The following is a 17,812-nucleotide window of genomic DNA, read 5'->3' as shown; positions in this document are numbered from 1 at the left end:
TTTATCTTTTAAAATTTTAATTAAAAACATTCATGAACAACTTTAAGTTAATCGATTGCACTAAAACTGTTTTTCTATTTGTTTTTTTAACATTTTCCTGTTCATTTTATGCCCAAGAAGAAAAGCCATTGCCAAAAGCAAAAACCGGTCAATTTTGGGAACATGTTCAATTTGGAGGCGGTCTTGGTGCTTCCTTTGGCAACGATTACACAGATATTACTGTTGCGCCAAGTGCTATTTATAATTTTAATGACCATTTTGCTTTTGGAGTCGGATTGCAATACAGTAATTTGAAGCAAAAGCATTATTATTCTTCTAATGTTTATGGCGGAAATTTGATTGGAATATACAGTCCGATAGAAGAAATTCAATTTTCACTGGAGTTAGCAGAAGTAAGCGTCAACAACAAATACATGGAATTAGGCGGAGATTACAAACGCAGTTTTTGGAATACCGGTTTGTTTTTTGGCGGAGGTTATCAGGAAGGCGACGTTACGATTGGTGCGCGTGTCAACTTGCTTTATGACAAAAAAGAAGATATTTACGGCAGTGCCTTTATGCCGTTTGTCAGAGTGTTTTTTTAAAACTTACTTCTATACCAAACTTTCATCCATTCTCGTTTTAAAACTAAAAAGGCAATTTGTTCCGAAAGTTCTACTGTATCTGAACCATCTAACTGTTTGACGTTATCTTCCGGCACGTCGATGATGTAAAGCAAGTTGAGCAATTCGGCGTATTTATACTGAATCAAGCGATAAATTTTTTCGTGCAGCTGTACTTTAAGTTCATGCGGAGTGGTGCTTTGCGGAAAATCAACAGCTTCATTGGCAAAGTTGAAATCTTTATTGATTTGCTCAATCAATTTGGAATACAGGTTTTCTTTTTCAGCTTCCGAAAGTAAATCTTCAGTTGTTGATGGTGCAATAAAACTAGACATTTCTACTCATTAATTTTTCGCCAAACGCTTTCAGAATCGCTTTCTTATCATTGCCAATATTCATTTTTTCTAAGGTTTCAAATGCTTTGAAAGTATAATTTTGAATAGCATTTTGAGTGGCTTCTGAAGCTCCGGTTTGATTAAAAATTTCCTTAACCGAACTAATTTTATCCGTATTATCGCTTGGTTGAATGGAGAATAAATGCAGTAATTGTTCTTTCTCATTTGCCGATGCAAATTCCATTGCCTTTAGATACAAATAGGTTTTTTTGTTTTCGATGATATCGCCGCCAACCTGCTTTCCGAAGGTTTCCGGATTACCAAAAGCATCTAAATAATCGTCCTGCAACTGGAATGCAATTCCTAAATTCAGTCCAAAATCATAAATAGCATTTGCATTTTCGACTGATGTTTGGGCTACAATCGCACCCATTTTCATGGAAGCGCCAACCAAAACGGCAGTTTTATATTCAATCATTTTCAAATATTCAGCAATCGTAACATCATCGCGTGTTTCAAAATCGACGTCGTATTGTTGTCCTTCGCAAACTTCTAAAGCCGTTTTGCTGAATAATTTGGCTAATTCCCTGAAAATTGTTGGCTCGTATTCTTCAAAATATTGATAGGCTAAAATCAGCATCGCATCACCGGAAAGAATTCCGGTATTGATATTCCATTTTTCATGTACGGTTTCATTCCCTCTTCGCAATGGCGCGTCATCCATAATGTCATCATGAATTAAAGAAAAATTATGAAAAACCTCAACCGCTGTGGCTGCCTGTAATGCTTTTTGGCAATCTACATCAAAAACTTCGGCGCTCATTAATGTCAAAACCGGACGCAATCTTTTTCCGCCAAGCGAAAGAATATACTGAATAGGTTCGTATAAGTTTTTTGGCTCTTTCTTTAAAGCTAACGATTTAAAATGTGCTGTGACTATGTCCTGATAATGCGATATCGCGTGCATGAAAATTATTTTCGGCTAATTTAGGTTATTCTGCCCGATTACAAAAGTGTGCTTTTTGCCAATGTTAAATTTACGTTAATACTTTGGAAACTATTTTAGTGTTTAAAGTTTCCATATTACATTTGCACCATAATTTTTAACATATCATGAAAGATAAAATCATCAAAAAAGCAACCGACATGTTCCTGAAACTTGGGTTCAAGAGTGTCACTATGGATGATATTGCGGGTGAGATGTGTATTTCCAAAAAAACGATATACAAATATTTCAGCAACAAAGAAACGTTGATTGAAGAAGGAACCGAAGTGGTACATCAAAATATTCATGCACTTATGGAAGAAGTGATTTCTCAAAACCACAATGCCATTGCCGAAAATTTTCAAATGCGTGAAATGTTCAAACAAATGTTTCAGTCGTTTGACCAATCTCCAGCCTATCAGCTCAAAAAACATTACCCTGAGATTTATGAAAAAATGATGGCTAACGAAATAGAAGATTGCAGTCGATTCTTTCGCGGCAATATTGAAAAAGGAATATCAGAGGGTTTATACAGAAAAGAAACTGATGTTGAAGCAGCCGTAAAATTTTATTACACCTTGATTTTTTCAATCAATGAAACTACCAAAATGGAAAAAGACGCCTACGAACTCGAAGCCAAAGCACTAGAATATCATACACGAGCAATTGCAACTCCGAAAGGAATTTTAGAATTAGAAAAACAAATAAAAATTCACCATACATAATCACCAATCTATGAAAAACAAATTAATCATAACCTTTGTAATGCTTGTAAGTGTTTTACAAGCGCAGGACAAAAAAGAAACATATTCTTTTAGTCTGCAACAAGCTATTAACCACGCTCTCGAACATAATTATTCGGCCATCAATGCGAATCGCGATATTGAAGCGGCTAAAAAGAAAAAATGGGAAACTACCACTATAGGTCTGCCACAGATAAATGGTAGCGTTGGTTACCAAAACAATTTTGTGTTTACCAGACAAGGGATTACCGGAAATCCTTTCAATCCTGCTGCTGATCAAAGTGGCGTTTCAACCATTGCGTTTGGCACAAAACATACAATGAATTCGGGCTTGACATTGAGTCAATTGATTTTTGACGGCTCTTATTTGGTTGGATTACAATCGGCTAAAACCTATTTAAAAATTTCTGAAAATGCCAAAATAAAAACCAATCAGGAGTTAAAAGAAATTGTCACTAATTCCTATGGTAACGTATTGTTAGCACAGGAAAGTGTTTTGATTTTGGAAAAAAACAAAGCTATTTTAGAGAAAACACTTAACGACACCAAAGAAGTTTATAAAAATGGTCTTATTGAAGAAGAAAATGTAGAGCAATTGCAACTAACATTGTCTTCTATAAATAGTGCTTTGCAATATTCTAACCGTATGAAAACCATTTCGTCAAATATGCTGAAACTTGTATTAGGCATTGATTTAGAAGAGCAATTAACATTGACCGATAATCTAAACTCGTTAACTCAAAACAATTTTGACCTGGCACTATTGAAAGAAGATTTTAATGTTACCAATAACATTGATTATCAAATTGGTCAAAACATGCAGGAATCGAAAAGGTTAATGATGCTGTACGAAAAAAGCAAAGCCTTACCATCACTTGGCGCTGCGTTTAACTTTGGTTACAATTCCTTTGCTAACGAATTTACTTTTGCAAACGGTGATCAGAAATGGAATAATTTTTCAAATCTTGGTGTGAGTTTGAATGTGCCAATATTCAGCAGCTTTGGAAGAAGTGCCAAAACACAACAAGCCAAAATTGCTTTGGAACAATCGAAAACACAATTAAAAGAAACTGAACAAAAATTAAAACTTCAGTTCGAAAGCGCCAAAAGCGACTACGAATACAGCTTGGATCAATATGCTACTGCAAAAGACAATTTGAGTTTGGCTGAACGCATCGAAAACAAACAGCAAATTAAATTCCGTGAAGGGCTTTCTTCAAGTTTTGATTTTACCGAAGCCCAACAACAATTGTATTCAAAACAACAAGACTACCTAAAATCAATGGTGGAAGTCATCAACAAAAAAGCAACTTTAGAAAAACTATTAAATAAAAACTAATCCATTACAAATGAAGAAATTATTATATCTATCGGCATTATCAATCGTTCTTCTTTCCTGCTCAAATGCAGCGAAAACAGAAAACATTGACGATTTAATCAGCGCTAAAAACGTAAAAGCATTAAACGAAAAGAAAACAGCGCTTCAGGCTGATATTGCTAAAATAGAAGCTGCATTAGCAACTTTGGATGTTAAAAAAGAAGAAGCTTTGGTTTCTGTTTTAACTGTAAAAGATACTGTTTTCAATCACTATCTTGACATTCAGGGAAATGTTAACACTAAAGAAAACATCTTGGTGCAACCGGAATTCAGCGGAACATTGACATCACTTACCGTTAAAGCCGGTGACCGGGTTTCTAAAGGACAAATTCTTGGTCGAGTTGATGACGCCGGAATGAGTTCCCAATTGGCAAGTGCGCAAAATCAATACAGTTTAGCCAAAACAACTTTCGACAGACAAAAAAATCTGTGGGACAAAAAAATTGGTTCTGAAATTCAGTATTTACAAGCGCAAACGCAAATGGTTTCTGCTCAAAAAGCGGTTGCCCAAATCAACGCACAATTGGCTAAAACAGTTATTCGTGCTCCATTTTCAGGAACAATCGATGAAGTTTTTGCCGAAAAAGGTCAGGTTGTAGCGCCAAGTGTTACCGGTTTGTTACGTATTGTAAATCTTGGGAACATGTATGTTTCGACTTCGGTTCCTGAAACGTATATCGGAAAATTGAAACTTGGCGATCAGGTTGATGTTTATTTGGCCTCACTTGGAAAAACCTATAAAGGAAAAGTACGTCAGGTTGGAAGTTACATCAATCCAAACAACAGAACTTTTGGTATAGAAGTTAGTGTGCCAAATCCGGAAAACTTATTGCGTCCAAACCAAGTTGCCAAATTAAAAATCACAGATTATACTAGCAAAAATGCCATTGTTGTTCCAACTGCTGTAATTCAGGAAGACGGAAAAGGCAACCAATATGTTTACGTTGTAGAAGGAAGTAATGGAAAAACCGGAACGGCTAAAAAAGTAGTGGTTACCGTTGGCAAATCATCTGATAACGTTACTGAAATTTTAAGCGGTTTGTCTGCTAACGATATTATAGTAACTGAAGGTGTGAATACTATTTCAGAAGGAATGAAACTTAATTTCTAAACTTAAACTATGTCACATCAAAGTAAAGAATTCGGTATATCAAGTTGGGCTGTTGACAATCGTGTCACGGTTTATATCTTGACCCTTTTAATCGTAATCACAGGTGTTATTGCCTATGTTACGATGCCACGTGAGGATTTCCCTGAAATCATCGAAAACAAAGTATATATCTCGTCTGTTTTTCCTGGAAATTCTGCCGAAGATGTAGAGAAATTGATTGTAAAACCACTCGAAAAAGAAATCAAAAACATTAGTGGTGTTGAGAAAGTAACGGCAAGTTCCTTTCAGGATTACGGAATGATTATAGTCGAGTTTGCTGATAAAATCGGAATTGAAGAAGCAAAAGTCAAAATCAAAGACAAAGTTGATCTTGTAAAAGCCGATACCGATTGGCCAAATCTTGACAACGGAAGTAAAGTTGAACCTAGTGTTTTCGAATTGAACATTTCGGAAGAAGTGCCGATTTTGAATATCAACATGCAGGGAAATTATACCACACAACAGTTGAAAGACTATGGTAAAAAACTGCAGGATGACATTGAGGAAATTCCGGAAGTTAAGAAAGTAGACATTCTTGGTGTTGATGATAAAGAAGTAGAAATTGCTGTTGATATTTTCAAAATGTCCGCAGCCCAGGTTTCGTTTGACGACATTCAAAATGCCGTGAAGTATGAAAACATGACGCTTTCAGGCGGGAATTTGATTTCGCAAGGTTCGAGAAATAACATCCGAATTGTGGGTGAAATCAAAGATCCGAAAGAACTTGAGAATGTTATTGTAAAACACAATGGCGGAGCTGTTTACCTAAAAGATATCGCTACTGTTTCTTTCAAAGAAAAAGAGAAAACAACTTATGCCCGTGAAAAAGGAGAAGAAGTTGTGATGCTGAATGTAAAAAAACGTTCGAATCAAAACATGATTTCTGCCATTGAGCAGGTGAAAGAAAAAATCAAGTTGGCACAGGAAAATTATTTGCCAAAAGATTTAAAACTAAAGCTTACTAACGACCAATCTTCTCGTGTCGAACATCAGGTTGATGAATTATCAAACCATATCATTTTCGGAATTGTACTGGTAATGATTGTATTGATGTTCACGATGGGATTGCGAAACTCCTTGTTTGTTGGAGCGGCAATTCCACTGTCAATGATGATGGCGTTTACGATACTTTCTGCCTTTGGTCTAACGCTAAACACGATGGTTTTATTCGGATTAGTAATGGGATTGGGAATGCTTGTTGACGACGGAATTGTAGTTGTCGATAACGTTTTTGCCAATATGAAAAAAGGAATGCCGCGAATTCAGGCGTCGAAAATTGGTATTGGTGAAATTGCCTGGCCGGTTATTTCTTCTACGGCAACAACCTTGATGGCGTTTTTACCATTCGCGCTTTGGCCTGGAACCATGGGGAAATTCATGAAATATTTCCCAATTACACTGACGATAACATTAAGTGCTTCATTATTTGTGGCGATGGTTGTAAATGCTGCCATGACTGGTGGTTCGATGGATATTGAGGATAAAAACGTTAGTAAAAAATCGGCTAAAACTTATTCTATAATTTTTACCATTATCGCGGTGATATTTGTGTTGCTTGGTAATATTTATGATTCGAAATTTGCCCGAGCGATTGGACATTTAGCCATAATATCACTTGGATTAATGTGGTTGTACAAAATCAAATTATACCAATGGACACAGGATTTTCAGCATAACTTTTTCCCAAGAATGGAGAAAAAATACCAAAGCTTTTTAGCTAAAATATTAACCGGAAGAAATGCCTGGATTGCATTAGGAACTATTATCGGAATGTTATTTTTCTCTTTCATGCTATTGGGGATTTTCCCGAGAAAAGTATTGTTCTTCCCGGATAATATCCCGAATCAGGCGATAGTTTATATCGAATATCCGCAAGGAACCGATATCGAAAAAACAAACAAAGCTACCTTATTTGTAGAAAAACAAGTGATTGGCATTTTGAGTAAATACATCGATCCAAAAACCAATGAAAATTTCCTTGCCGAGAGTATTGTTTCTCAGGTTGGTGTTGGTGCAGGAAATCCAAATGTTGATGCCGGTTCTGCTTCGGAAACGCCTTTTAAAGGGAAAGTAACGGTGAATTTCTCCGAGTACAAATTCAGAAGAGGTTACAATACTTCCGATGTTTTAGAAGAAATCAGAGCGAAAGTAAAAGGTATTGCAGGTGCGAATGTGACGGTTGAAAAAGACGCGAATGGACCGCCAGCCGGTTATCCGATTAGTGTTCAGTTAACCGGAACTGATTATGATGTGATGCTTAAGGAAGCTGACAAACTGATTGCTTTTATCGACTCTAAAAACATTCCCGGAATTGAAAAACTGAATGTTGATGTAAATAAAGAAAGTCCGGAACTGGAAGTAAAAGTAGACAGAGTAAATGCCGGAAGTGTTGGTGTTTCTACAGGTCAGTTAGGTTTTAACCTGCGTCGTTCGGTTTATGGTCAGGAAATCTCGACTTACAAAGAAGGCGATGATGATTATAATATTGTGGTTCGTATGCAGGAAGACCAACGCAAAAGCGAAAATATACTTTTCAATCAGTCGTTGACTTTCAGAAATCAGAGTAACGGACAAATTGTGCAGGTTCCGATTTCGGCAGTATCACAAACAGAGAAAACGGATACCTATAACCAAATCAAAAGAAAGAACTACAAACGTATTTTGACGGTTTATTCCAATGTGTTGACTGGTTTTAACGGAGACGAAATTACCAAGCAAATTGCGACCGAATTAAGCGGCTACAAAATGCCAAAGGATGTGACCTATTCGTTCTCCGGCGTACAGGAAGAGCAAGGAAAAAATCAAAGTTTCTTGTTTTATGCGTTGTTTTTGGCTTTGGCCGGAATTACCATAATCATCGTGCTGCAATTTAATTCGGTTTCCAAATCACTGGTTATTTTGTTTACCGTATTGTTGAGTTTCAGTGGTGTTTTCTACGGCTATGTAATTGCGGGAATGGATTTCGTTGTGCTGATGACCATGATGGGAATTATTTCGCTGGCGGGAATTGTGGTGAAAAACGGAATCGTATTAATGGATTTCTTTGTCTTATTATTAGATAAAAAAGTCGCCGACAAAGGAGTTGAATCGCATAACGATTTATCTCTTGACGAAATTAAAGCCGTAATCATCGAAAGTGGAAAATCGCGTTTGCGTCCCGTTTTATTAACGGCTTTGACAGCAGTTCTCGGATTAATTCCGTTAGCGATTGGTTTGAACTTTGACTTCTTCGGATTAATAACTGATTTGAATCCGCACTTATATATGGGTGGTGATAACGTTATTTTCTGGTCACCATTGGCTTGGACCATTATCTTCGGATTGACTTATGCTACAGTACTAACTTTAGTAATGGTTCCGGTAATGTTCTACTTGGTGAAACGAGTAAAATATTGGTTACGCGACAAAAGAAACGCAGGAAAAGAATTGGAAGAAGCTTAATTTCCGATAACTATAAATAAAAAAAGGGAACTCAAATTGGGTTCCCTTTTTACATTATAAACAATTAACTTTTTAATTTTTAGCAAGAGCTTCTTGTCTCCAGGATTTCACTTTGGCAACTCTGCTGTTTGAATAATCAACTTCGCTTAGTGATTTATCATTCCAGAAAAACCATTTTCCGGTTTTTTCTCCGTTAGTATATTCACCTATAGATTTTTTATTTCCATTAGTATCATAAGAAACCCAACTTCCTTCTAATTTGCCATCTTTAAAATGACCTTGTTGTTGGATTTGTCCATTATCATAGTAGTAAGTAGCTTTTACCAAGTTCCCTTCTTGTTCCAAAAATGGTTTTCCTGTTTGCGCAAAAGTCAATGCTGAGATTGCTAAAGCGCCTAAAATCATTATCTTTTTCATAGTTGTAGGTTTTAAGTATTCATAATTACATAACAAATGTATACATTATTTTACATTAAAAAAACTTTTACTTAACAATTTGGTAACATTGAGTGAAAACTTAACATTGGAAAATAAAAAAAGCCAGATACTTTAGTATTAGCCTTTTGACTATAACCAAACTAAAAGTCAGGGCATACTCACCATTTTCTGAAAAATTGTCATTTTTATTACTATAACATTTCGAAATTCTGTCATTTTTTCACCGAAAACAGTGTCGGCACAAAACTTGTTTGTGGAGAGAAAAAAATAATTATTGTCTAATTTTAAATCTAAATTATTATGGAAACTTTAAAAAGACTGCCAATGATTAACAACAGCTGGCCGATGCTTTTAAACAACCTTTTTAATCGTGATTCTTTTAATGAAGGGAATCTTAATTTTTTTGACCAAAACAATGCGGTAATTCCTGCAGTAAACATTAAGGAAACTACCGAAAGCTTCGCCATCGAACTATTGGCACCGGGAATGACCAAAGCAGATTTTAAAGTAGAGGTGGATAAAAACCAACTTACCATTTCTGCCCAAAAACAATCCCAATCGGAAACCGATTTGGATAACTACCACAGAAAAGAATTCAGCTTTGAGTCGTTGAGAAGAACCTTCACCTTACCTGAAAACATTGTAGATGTAGATAAGATAAATGCACAGTATACCGAAGGTATTCTTTATCTAACCATTCCGAAAAAAGAAGAAGCTTTACCGAAACCGGCAAAACTTATTGAAATTTCTTAATGGGTAAACAAACAAATTATAACAAGCGGGCTTTTGACCCGCTTGTTTATTTAAAGATGTTTCTGAATAACTCCCTGCGCATATTTTTCAGAAAGTACCCAATTACAAAATCCCTAATTCTTCACAAAACGTCCAAACTTATTCCCTACTTTTAAGATGTAAATTCCCGAAGGCAGTGTGGCAACATTAAGCGAATGCGTATTTGTTTTTTCAAAACGCATCTTCCTGCCGGCTAGGTCATATAAGATGATGGCTGCATCATCCTCGGGCGCAGTTCCTTCAAATGTTAACTCGGCTGCAACCGGATTGGGATAAATGGTAAATGAAGTTGGAACGGAATAAGAAGGAGTGGCCAATGTTGAAAACTGAAAACGGGCGCTTACAGGCAAATGATCGGAAGTCGTATTGTAATAATCACTTATGCTTTGGGCTGCGGCTACTTCCTGGGCACTACTGTTCATGACGTAGTTTGATGACAGTTCATTAGATAATATGATATTCTCAATAAGCGGATGATTCCAATGCGCATCATTGAGATACTGGGTAGTGGGAATATAATTTGTTACGTCATCCATAAAATTTTTATAGGGCGAGTCCGTACAGCTACAGTTACTGCTTGTAGTTCCGACAAGGTAATCATTGAAATCTCCAATAAGAACGAGGTTTCTGGTGTTGTAACCGGTTCCGTCAAGAATGGTTTTTAGTGCCTCCGAACCACCCAGCCTGCGTGTATAGCTCCCAGCATCGCCATCTTCGGCCTTGGCATGGATATTTATGATAGACAAAGGGATGAGATTAGCACCCGAAACAAGGTTTACATCGTATCGCGCAGGATAGCGCCCACTTGACCAATTGTAATAATAGGAATTGCCTTGAGCTGGACTTCCACTGCTTAACATAGCCGAATAAACATACTGCACTCGTGCTTTTTTATATATGATACCCTGTCTTTGTTCGCAGTCATAAGCGTTCGGATATACAATTCTGCCTTCCCATACATCACTGCCCATAATAGCTACAAGTGCCGGGATAGATGGGTTAGTCAACAAGTTGGAAACTTCCTGAATACAATAGATATCCGAGTCCATCGCCAGCATTGCAGCCGCAACATTGCTAAACTGCAGGTTTTCATCTGTAGGTCCAAAAGCCGTACATCCCAGCCATTCGGTGTTCCAGTTGGTGATTTTGAACTCACTCGTATTGGGGTTTACAGGCGCATCAGCCGTAACCTTGACATTCTTTATTTCCCAGGTTGCACTTTGGGTAGCGCTGCTCTGGTAGCGGAAAGCAATACGTGAATTTGCTGACTTAGCCGCTTCCGGAATGATAAGTTCACCCGAAGAAACAAACTGCCATCCCACAGTAATAGCTTGATTCACGCCTGTCAGTTCTATCCATGCAGTCGTAGCAGGATCACCACTGTAGTTAGCCGTTGCAAAAACTTTATACCAACCTTCGGCAACACCTACATTAACAAACGGAGTGCTCCCACGGGTATGGCTAAAAGTAAGTTTTGTATTGTTTGTTCCTGCCAGATTCAAATTAGGGCTAATAAGCCAGTCTTCGTTTTCGTGGTTTTGTGCACTATAATAGCCACTGCAAACCGCACCATAAGTAGAAGACCCAAAATACCAGTCTTGAGCACCAATAACACTCACTGGTGTAAACGTATTAAAGCTTGCCTGGGTAAGCATGCTCTGGTCAAGGATTGTAATTTGTGCATTTAATTGGCCTGAGCCAAATGCGGAAAGGATAAGTACAAGACTAAGTCGGATGCATTTTTTCATTGTGGTAAAAAATAGCCCTGAATGGTCCTGCGAATTTTCCAACAGAAGCATTCAGTAAATTAAATTGTGTATGGTAAACATACAAATAAAACTATTATGTTGTTTGCTGTTAATCCAAAAAACCATCAGGATACAACACCTGCCGATACTTTTCAGAGAGTGTCTTTATCTTTTTAAATCAAAAAAGCCTGATAGTTTAGTATCAGGCTTTTGGACTTTTGCTTATTTAAAGATGTTTCTGAATGACTTCCTGCCACTGCTGTGCCAGTTTGAGCTCTTCCTGCGCGTACACAGGGACAATATAATCGTTGTCGGCATCGTGAAAAAGTACGGTGTTGCTTTGCGGTATGCCTTTTTTTGACATAAAAAACCATTCCACTTTTTTCAGCACATTCGATTTTCCCTGCGGACTTGAGGTTGCCACTTTACAGCTTTCACTTTGTTTTAAATCCTGAAAGGACACATACGGTTCCTTAAGGTTGAAATCAATAAAAAGGAGGCCTTTCTTTTTTGAATCTATGCCTAAAGCCTTTCTGTTGTGAGTTGCTATAAGCTCGAATTGGTATTTATTATCCTGACTATTTTGGGCAAAAAGGGTCTTGATTTGGTTCTTGTCTAATTGGTTTGCCCTCAATACAAAATAAAGTGGGAAAACCACGATGGCTATAAGCACAAGGCCTATAATGATAACTGGTGTATCCATGATAATTGTTTTTAATAAAGTTAGTGCCGCTATCCGGAAGGATGCGACGGTATTCGATTTTTAGTTGCTAAAAAAGGAAGTCTTTACCAAAAATAATGAAAGGGAAACAGGAGCCGCGATACACTTTCACAGCGATTCACATCCTGAATAAATACATTGGCCTGTCTTGTAGGTTGTAACGACAGGTTTATACTTTCACTGCAGCACAGCGCACTGTAGGCAAAGGGTAACGGTTTTGCCGAATGTTCAGGCAGCACAGTAATCTGCATTACCTGAGGCTGCAGCATGTTTTTATGCAAGGAATGGTCTGCCTTGTGGAAGGTTTCCTTTCGGTTGTCTGAAGATTCATTGACAGTAATGACGGTACGGGCAGTTACTGAAAAGCTAAAAAGCAACAGTAACGACACAAACCCTATGAATTTCTTTGTAGACATGGGACAAAAGTAAGGTTTATTTGCTGTGGAGAGTGGTAAAGGAAAGTTAAAGGCCTATTTCTTTTACTCTCAATTTAGTTTAGAGTACGCTTACTTTAGTTTGGTGAACTACTTTCTTTGTTCAGTGAACTATTAATTAAGTTTTGAGTACGCTGAATTTAGTTTAGTGAACTATTTTCTTTGTAATGAGAACGCTGAATTTAGTTTTGGGAACTCCCAATTTAGTTTGGAGTACTACTTATTTAGTTTCATGAACCCCTTTCTTTGTTTGGTAAACACTTACTTTAATTTAGCGTACTATTTATTTAGTATAGGAAATCCCTTTCTTAAGAAACGCTTAAAATTAACAGTCTTTTTCTTCTTTGGCATTTAGTTTGGTTTTCGATAATTGAGCAAAAAAAAATAATTATTAATCACTAAATTTTAGAAATCATGGCACGACAAAAGTTAATGCGAGTGATGGATCTTGACAAAGCAAGAACCCGATTGGCAGCGGTAAAAAGTATAGACCCTGCGTTAGACCTAAGCAACGGAATTACTGTTGCAAACTACGAAACACAAGTAGGCACCTTAACTTCAAATCTTGAAGCTTACAACACAGCCCTTAGTACAGTAGATAATTTATACAATGTTTGTATAGCACAACTCGCTGTTATAAAAGACTGGAACGAACGCATCCTAGCCGGAGTAGCTACCCGATTTGGTAAGAATAGCTCGGAATACGAAATGGCTGGTGGCGTAAAAAAAAGTGAACGAAAAAAACCAGGAAAAAAACAATTATGATAGAAAATTACTTTAAGTAAAAGCCCAGTTGAGAGACTGGGTTTTTTTGTTGAAGCTAAACTCCTTCTATGCTATTTTAAATATATATAAATAAAAAAATCCTGTAAAATTTACAGGATTTTTTTAGTAATTTTTTGCCATAAGCTATACAATTAAATTTTTTTTAACCCAACATTAAAGAAAGTTGATCATCACTAAGATTTGGAAAATTGTTTTTTACATGAGTTTGAAACTCTAACAAAGATCCATTATATCTTTTTACAAAATCAACTAATTCACCCTTAGGCTTTCTGAAATGTTTATTGATGTTCTTGATAATAGCTTTTCTTGTTCCATCTTTTAGTTTATTAATGAAACCTTTGGGATTTGCTACTTTTAAGGTACCACTTAAAATTTCCTTTGATAAGTAATTACTTGAAATAAACCAATTATAGGCACTCGTGTAAGCGCGCTTTCCACCAATCATAAATTTAGGTACAAGTATAATTCGTTTCCCTTTGTATGATGGCAATTCAACTTCCTTACTCATCCAACAATTTGATTTTGCATCAAAATATTCAATTTCAAATTTAGATGTCGGAATTCCATATTTCAAACATTGCCGATATGTAAATTCTGCAAATATGTCTCTACAAACGTTTGCTAGTGTATCTGACATATTATCTGGTCCAATCCCTTTAACTAATAAAAGAACATTATGCGCCTCATTAGTTATTGAAACGCCAGCTCTAGCAAAAAGATTACTGCTTAAAGAACCAAAGATAATCTCAGCCTTTGTTGGACCTATTCCTTTCCCTTTATTGGTTTTTGAATACCCAAATCCATATTCATTAGCTTCCTGAAGATGGGAAAGAAAGGCTAAGCCGTTAGTAGCATCGTTAGGAACTATGTAGGTCCTATTTAAAACTTCTAAAAATGCCTTGCTTCTTATGTATACTTGTTTTGCAATGCTATCCTTTAAATTATTTGCAATATTATAAGGATCTATAAATAATTCTAAATCACTTAGCAACAAAATATTTGTATGCTCCGGATTACCTGCGACATTAAAATGTCGATTAAAATCTAGTTTTCTCATTTTTTTAATTTTTTTAAAACCCCAACCTAAGTTGGGGTTGATTATTATTCCTGTCAATTTAAGCGCACTATTTTTTACCTTTACTGTCGCTTCTGTTACTTCTAATATGTTCCTTTACTTCTACTTTCTTCCCATCAACTACTTTCGTATGCGCTGGAATTCTGTTAAACTTTTTTCCTTCTGAATCTTTTGCCATTATTTTACACCTCCTTTCCATTATTTTAAATTTATTAAGTATTTTGTTATAAGTTTGTTAGACCTTATAACAGTACATTAATCGTATTTTATAAAAGTCCCCCAAAAGGGGAGAATTTTTTTTTACAGTAAATAGTAAAGTATGGAAGAGATTGGGAGTTTTTTTGAAACCAATTCAAAAAAGATTAGTGAGATTTCTTCTGTTGAATGGAAGATAGCTTTAATTAAGTGTGAAGAACATTTAGATTATAGATTAAAAATGAAAACTTTATATGGTGCCCATACAGCAAAAAACTTGGGTGTCGATGCAAAAAATTATTACATGAATTTTGCTACTGATGCTTTATTGTTTGGTCATTGGGAGTGGAAAGATGAATTTGACTTGCCACAACAACTGATAAGAATCATAGACAGTAGAATTTCAACTGTAGTCAAATCATACAAATTACAAAAAGAGAAGAACAACAAAAAAATTGAAGATGGATTTTTTCCTGAAACTGTTGAGATTGACTATCGAGATGTTGAATTAGATTTTTATAAATTATCGTCTGACATAAATTTCGATTACGAAAAAGCTGAATTGTTTGAAGAGAAAATAAAAGAAATTGAAAAAGAAATTAATTCAAGTAATGATGAAAATGTTGGGTTTTTATGGGAATGCATTAAGGAAGGCAAAAAAAGGAATCAAATATCAGAATTAATGAATATGACTCCTAAGCAAGTGGATAAAATAAAAGAAAAGTTAGTCTCAATTACAAAAAAAATAATTAATCATGAAATCTAGCAACGCAATTGAAATATTGAATAATTACTTCGGTTTAATGCTCGAATTAAATTATCATACTCCTGCAGAAGATTATTTTGATAAGATGGATAATGTAAGTGAGTTTGTAAATTTACATTTAAATAAAATTAAACTTAAACAAGCTAAATCCAAAGCACTCTACAATAAAAAAAGATATGAAGAGCTTAAATCAGAATTTGAAAAATTAAAAAAATACGGGGTTGAAGAATTAAAAAAGCTATTAGGTAATAAAGAAAGATTACAATTACAGCCATTGTTCAGGAAGTTTGAAGATTTATCAGAAAGTGATGAAATGGAAATAATTGATGATAGTGATTTTATAAATTTCATTTCCGTTTTGAAAGACAAATTAAATGATGAGACTAAGTAATCCTCAAAGACATGCAAATAATGTATTAGATTCAGTGGGGTGGAAACAACCAGGAGACTTATCCTTAGAAGAACTTGTTTGGTCGCTAGGCGGTTATATAAAGTATTCTGAAATGAATAAAGTAGAAGGGCGTATTCTTATGAGTAAGGAAAATGCCATAATAACAATTAATTCGAAAATTAAATATCTTCCAAAGTTAAATTTTGTAATTGCACATGAAATTGGACATCTAGTGATGCATAAGGACATTTCTTATTTGTTTTCTGACACAAAAAAAACTCTTCAACAATGGCTTGCAAATGGCATACATGAAAATGAGGCTAATGAATTTGCTTCTGAACTTTTAATGCCAAGTGAATTATTTATAAGAAGAGTAAAAGGCAAGAAGTTAAATTTAGATTTAATTAAAGAAACCTCTAACTATTTTGGGGCCTCCCAAACTGCAACATTTCTAAAATATAAAGATTATGGCGATTTTCCCGTATGTATAATTTATTTAGAAAATGGACGAGTTGTTTGGAAACAAGAATCGAAGGACTTCCCATTAAAATTTATATCCAAGGGATTTTCAGCTCCAGAACAATCAAATTGCGGTGACTTTTTTAAAGGAAAGTCAATTGAGGATGAGCCAATATTGATTGATGCTTTAGATTGGTTTCCAGAAGATTTTAATATTGATGATTACTTAGATTTGGAATTTTATGAGCAATGCTTTAAAATAAGTGAAACATCAATACTATGCTGTCTATGGTGTAAATAATTTATCCATCTAATATAAATTTGCAATACTTTTTGATAGATATCGGCACCTAAACATTAGGCCATATTCTTTTAATTTCTATACACATTGTTTCAATATCTTCCAGTGTCTTTTCAATTTTTGTTGGTGCCGTAAAAAAACTCTCTGCAAAAACATCGACAGATAAACACAATTCAGGCAATACAATAATACCTGTATCGTCGTACACTAAGTCGAGATATTGATATAAACAAGTAGAGACATATTTTGCTTGGTCTCTATCAAAAATATTTCCTTTCGCAATATGTATTTTCACGCCCCTAAAAATGGCTGACCATCAATAAAGACTTTAATAATTAAATCCGCTGAAACAATGATTTCAACATCTGAAACTACAAAAGAATTTATCGCGGGTTTTTTTAAAACTTCGTACACATTTTCTTGGAGAAATGATGGCAATTTCATTTTAATAAATCTCTCCAAAGCTTCAATAGAAACAGCTTTGTCGATAATCGCCAATGGCTTTTCAGGAGTCTTGTTTTTTAATTCCTGAATTCCGTCTAAGATTGGTTGGATGTTACCATAGTTAGCTATTGCTTTTCTGATACGAGCTTTTGCAAGACTATATCTGGCAATTAAGACCTTTGGAGGATTCTTTTGCTGCTTGACAATACTTCTTTTTTTATAGTCAGAACTATTAGAAAAGCTCGCTAATTGGTTTATGGAAATCTTATACTCTGGCATAAATTATTCCTCTAAATTAATACTACAACTTTACCCTGTAGTTGTATACAAGGTTGTAATTTCCAATAAAGTGCGTGGTATTTGTTCTTGGAACTAGTGCTAAAGTAAGAATAAAATTAACAAGCATTCATTTTTTGTCAATTATTTTCAAAAACCAGCAAATTAAAAAAGCCCGATACTTTCGTATCGGGCTTTTAAGCTCCCCCTCTTGGGCTCGAACCAAGGACCCTCTGATTAACAGTCAGATGCTCTAACCAACTGAGCTAAGGAGGAAGATAGTTTATCTTTTAAGCGGTTGCAAATATAGAACGATTTTTATTTTTTACAAATAAAAAATCAAGAAAATTTT

At 35.4% G+C, this 17,812-nt stretch carries 19 protein-coding genes and 1 tRNA gene; 10 read left to right on the top strand and 10 right to left on the bottom strand.

The window, feature by feature from the left end; genetic code table 11:
• The first annotated feature begins 32 nt into the window (after positions 1–32).
• Entirely contained in the window at positions 33–584 is a 552-nt protein-coding gene (locus tag GS03_RS04205) for a hypothetical protein (protein ID WP_136151320.1), read from the top strand.
• Here the strand turns inward: GS03_RS04205 and GS03_RS04200 are convergent.
• Together GS03_RS04200 and GS03_RS04195 are read right to left on the bottom strand one after the other, a co-directional pair.
• The gene (locus GS03_RS04200) at positions 581–937 is read right to left on the bottom strand and encodes a hypothetical protein (RefSeq protein ID WP_136151319.1); all 357 of its coding nucleotides are present in this window, start codon (positions 935–937) and stop codon (positions 581–583) included. The two genes, GS03_RS04205 and GS03_RS04200, sit on opposite strands and share 4 nt — an antisense overlap.
• Positions 930–1,904 carry a polyprenyl synthetase family protein gene (locus tag GS03_RS04195; RefSeq protein ID WP_136151318.1) on the bottom strand — a complete coding sequence of 325 codons (975 nt, stop codon included), beginning with the start codon at positions 1,902–1,904 and terminating at the stop codon, positions 930–932. The genes GS03_RS04200 and GS03_RS04195 overlap by 8 nt, the downstream gene beginning before the upstream one ends.
• Before the next feature lie 146 nt (positions 1,905–2,050).
• Between GS03_RS04195 and GS03_RS04190 the strand changes: the two genes are divergently transcribed.
• Genes GS03_RS04190 through GS03_RS04175 form a run of 4 tightly spaced genes read left to right on the top strand, consistent with a single transcriptional unit; the run spans position 2,051 to position 8,634 of the window.
• Positions 2,051–2,647: a TetR/AcrR family transcriptional regulator gene (locus tag GS03_RS04190; protein WP_136151317.1), complete on the top strand. Its 597-nt coding sequence runs from the start codon at positions 2,051–2,053 to the stop codon at positions 2,645–2,647.
• 10 nt (positions 2,648–2,657) lie between these two features.
• Complete coding sequence (locus GS03_RS04185; protein ID WP_136151316.1) at positions 2,658–4,004, top strand: TolC family protein; 1,347 nt, start codon at positions 2,658–2,660, stop codon at positions 4,002–4,004.
• 10 nt (positions 4,005–4,014) lie between these two features.
• Positions 4,015–5,154 carry an efflux RND transporter periplasmic adaptor subunit gene (locus GS03_RS04180; RefSeq protein WP_136151315.1) on the top strand — a complete coding sequence of 380 codons (1,140 nt, stop codon included), beginning with the start codon at positions 4,015–4,017 and terminating at the stop codon, positions 5,152–5,154.
• A gap of 9 nt (positions 5,155–5,163) precedes the next feature.
• Positions 5,164–8,634 (top strand): efflux RND transporter permease subunit, encoded by a 3,471-nt coding sequence (locus tag GS03_RS04175; protein WP_136151314.1) that lies wholly within the window; start codon positions 5,164–5,166, stop codon positions 8,632–8,634.
• Between the two features lie 72 nt (positions 8,635–8,706).
• Here GS03_RS04175 and GS03_RS04170 read toward each other — a convergent pair whose 3' ends face one another.
• Positions 8,707–9,051 (bottom strand): toxin-antitoxin system YwqK family antitoxin, encoded by a 345-nt coding sequence (locus GS03_RS04170; RefSeq protein ID WP_136151313.1) that lies wholly within the window; start codon positions 9,049–9,051, stop codon positions 8,707–8,709.
• Positions 9,052–9,372: 321 nt separating this feature from the next.
• Between GS03_RS04170 and GS03_RS04165 the strand changes: the two genes are divergently transcribed.
• Positions 9,373–9,825, top strand: a complete 453-nt coding sequence (locus GS03_RS04165; RefSeq protein WP_136151312.1) for an Hsp20/alpha crystallin family protein — start codon at positions 9,373–9,375, stop codon at positions 9,823–9,825.
• Positions 9,826–9,938: 113 nt separating this feature from the next.
• On the opposite strand, the gene GS03_RS04160 is transcribed toward GS03_RS04165, so the two are convergent.
• The 3 genes from GS03_RS04160 to GS03_RS04150 form a co-directional block, all read right to left on the bottom strand.
• Positions 9,939–11,612 carry a T9SS-dependent choice-of-anchor J family protein gene (locus GS03_RS04160; protein ID WP_168710262.1) on the bottom strand — a complete coding sequence of 558 codons (1,674 nt, stop codon included), beginning with the start codon at positions 11,610–11,612 and terminating at the stop codon, positions 9,939–9,941.
• A 226-nt stretch (positions 11,613–11,838) separates the two neighbouring features.
• The gene (locus GS03_RS04155) at positions 11,839–12,315 is read right to left on the bottom strand and encodes a hypothetical protein (protein ID WP_136151310.1); all 477 of its coding nucleotides are present in this window, start codon (positions 12,313–12,315) and stop codon (positions 11,839–11,841) included.
• 83 nt (positions 12,316–12,398) lie between these two features.
• Positions 12,399–12,749, bottom strand: a complete 351-nt coding sequence (locus GS03_RS04150) for a hypothetical protein (RefSeq protein WP_136151309.1) — start codon at positions 12,747–12,749, stop codon at positions 12,399–12,401.
• Positions 12,750–13,181: 432 nt separating this feature from the next.
• On the opposite strand from GS03_RS04150, the gene GS03_RS04145 reads away from it, so the two are divergent.
• Positions 13,182–13,532, top strand: coding sequence for a hypothetical protein (locus GS03_RS04145; RefSeq protein WP_210726620.1), 351 nt, complete (start codon positions 13,182–13,184; stop codon positions 13,530–13,532).
• Between the two features lie 163 nt (positions 13,533–13,695).
• Here GS03_RS04145 and GS03_RS04140 read toward each other — a convergent pair whose 3' ends face one another.
• Together GS03_RS04140 and GS03_RS13425 are read right to left on the bottom strand one after the other, a co-directional pair.
• Positions 13,696–14,610, bottom strand: coding sequence for a hypothetical protein (locus GS03_RS04140; RefSeq protein WP_136151308.1), 915 nt, complete (start codon positions 14,608–14,610; stop codon positions 13,696–13,698).
• Between the two features lie 67 nt (positions 14,611–14,677).
• Complete coding sequence (locus tag GS03_RS13425) at positions 14,678–14,806, bottom strand: hypothetical protein (protein WP_262712313.1); 129 nt, start codon at positions 14,804–14,806, stop codon at positions 14,678–14,680.
• A gap of 141 nt (positions 14,807–14,947) precedes the next feature.
• On the opposite strand from GS03_RS13425, the gene GS03_RS04135 reads away from it, so the two are divergent.
• From GS03_RS04135 to GS03_RS04125, 3 genes are read left to right on the top strand one after another with little or no spacing between them, the layout of a single operon-like run.
• Positions 14,948–15,589 carry a hypothetical protein gene (locus GS03_RS04135; RefSeq protein WP_136151307.1) on the top strand — a complete coding sequence of 214 codons (642 nt, stop codon included), beginning with the start codon at positions 14,948–14,950 and terminating at the stop codon, positions 15,587–15,589.
• Positions 15,579–15,980, top strand: coding sequence for a hypothetical protein (locus tag GS03_RS04130; protein WP_136151306.1), 402 nt, complete (start codon positions 15,579–15,581; stop codon positions 15,978–15,980). Before GS03_RS04135 ends, GS03_RS04130 begins: the two co-directional genes overlap by 11 nt.
• Positions 15,964–16,740 (top strand): ImmA/IrrE family metallo-endopeptidase, encoded by a 777-nt coding sequence (locus tag GS03_RS04125; RefSeq protein ID WP_136151305.1) that lies wholly within the window; start codon positions 15,964–15,966, stop codon positions 16,738–16,740. The genes GS03_RS04130 and GS03_RS04125 overlap by 17 nt, the downstream gene beginning before the upstream one ends.
• Before the next feature lie 291 nt (positions 16,741–17,031).
• Here the strand turns inward: GS03_RS04125 and GS03_RS04120 are convergent, their stop codons facing one another.
• Together GS03_RS04120 and GS03_RS04115 are read right to left on the bottom strand one after the other, a co-directional pair.
• Complete coding sequence (locus GS03_RS04120) at positions 17,032–17,463, bottom strand: hypothetical protein (RefSeq protein WP_136151304.1); 432 nt, start codon at positions 17,461–17,463, stop codon at positions 17,032–17,034.
• A 199-nt stretch (positions 17,464–17,662) separates the two neighbouring features.
• A tRNA-Asn gene (locus GS03_RS04115) sits at positions 17,663–17,736 on the bottom strand.
• Between the last annotated feature and the right edge of the window lie 76 nt (positions 17,737–17,812).

The organism is Flavobacterium sangjuense, from assembly GCF_004797125.1.
Lineage (GTDB): Bacteria > Bacteroidota > Bacteroidia > Flavobacteriales > Flavobacteriaceae > Flavobacterium > Flavobacterium sangjuense.
The sequence above is the reverse complement of the archived record's forward strand: the minus strand, read 5'-3'. Positions and strand labels throughout refer to the sequence as shown.

What these genes read in the sequence shown, in the direction of transcription:
- GS03_RS04170 (WP_136151313.1), bottom strand. Translation starts at nt 9,051, where the DNA reads ATGAAAAAGATAATGATTTTAGGCGCTTTAGCAATCTCAGCATTGACT.
- GS03_RS04175 (WP_136151314.1), top strand. Translation starts at nt 5,164, where the DNA reads ATGTCACATCAAAGTAAAGAATTCGGTATATCAAGTTGGGCTGTTGAC.
- GS03_RS04165 (WP_136151312.1), top strand. Translation starts at nt 9,373, where the DNA reads ATGGAAACTTTAAAAAGACTGCCAATGATTAACAACAGCTGGCCGATG.
- GS03_RS04145 (WP_210726620.1), top strand. Translation starts at nt 13,182, where the DNA reads ATGGCACGACAAAAGTTAATGCGAGTGATGGATCTTGACAAAGCAAGA.
- GS03_RS04185 (WP_136151316.1), top strand. Translation starts at nt 2,658, where the DNA reads ATGAAAAACAAATTAATCATAACCTTTGTAATGCTTGTAAGTGTTTTA.
- GS03_RS04135 (WP_136151307.1), top strand. Translation starts at nt 14,948, where the DNA reads ATGGAAGAGATTGGGAGTTTTTTTGAAACCAATTCAAAAAAGATTAGT.
- GS03_RS04140 (WP_136151308.1), bottom strand. Translation starts at nt 14,610, where the DNA reads ATGAGAAAACTAGATTTTAATCGACATTTTAATGTCGCAGGTAATCCG.
- GS03_RS04125 (WP_136151305.1), top strand. Translation starts at nt 15,964, where the DNA reads ATGATGAGACTAAGTAATCCTCAAAGACATGCAAATAATGTATTAGAT.
- GS03_RS04155 (WP_136151310.1), bottom strand. Translation starts at nt 12,315, where the DNA reads ATGGATACACCAGTTATCATTATAGGCCTTGTGCTTATAGCCATCGTG.
- GS03_RS04130 (WP_136151306.1), top strand. Translation starts at nt 15,579, where the DNA reads ATGAAATCTAGCAACGCAATTGAAATATTGAATAATTACTTCGGTTTA.
- GS03_RS04180 (WP_136151315.1), top strand. Translation starts at nt 4,015, where the DNA reads ATGAAGAAATTATTATATCTATCGGCATTATCAATCGTTCTTCTTTCC.
- GS03_RS04195 (WP_136151318.1), bottom strand. Translation starts at nt 1,904, where the DNA reads ATGCACGCGATATCGCATTATCAGGACATAGTCACAGCACATTTTAAA.
- GS03_RS04190 (WP_136151317.1), top strand. Translation starts at nt 2,051, where the DNA reads ATGAAAGATAAAATCATCAAAAAAGCAACCGACATGTTCCTGAAACTT.
- GS03_RS04120 (WP_136151304.1), bottom strand. Translation starts at nt 17,463, where the DNA reads ATGCCAGAGTATAAGATTTCCATAAACCAATTAGCGAGCTTTTCTAAT.
- GS03_RS13425 (WP_262712313.1), bottom strand. Translation starts at nt 14,806, where the DNA reads ATGGCAAAAGATTCAGAAGGAAAAAAGTTTAACAGAATTCCAGCGCAT.
- GS03_RS04200 (WP_136151319.1), bottom strand. Translation starts at nt 937, where the DNA reads ATGTCTAGTTTTATTGCACCATCAACAACTGAAGATTTACTTTCGGAA.
- GS03_RS04205 (WP_136151320.1), top strand. Translation starts at nt 33, where the DNA reads ATGAACAACTTTAAGTTAATCGATTGCACTAAAACTGTTTTTCTATTT.
- GS03_RS04150 (WP_136151309.1), bottom strand. Translation starts at nt 12,749, where the DNA reads ATGTCTACAAAGAAATTCATAGGGTTTGTGTCGTTACTGTTGCTTTTT.
- GS03_RS04160 (WP_168710262.1), bottom strand. Translation starts at nt 11,612, where the DNA reads ATGAAAAAATGCATCCGACTTAGTCTTGTACTTATCCTTTCCGCATTT.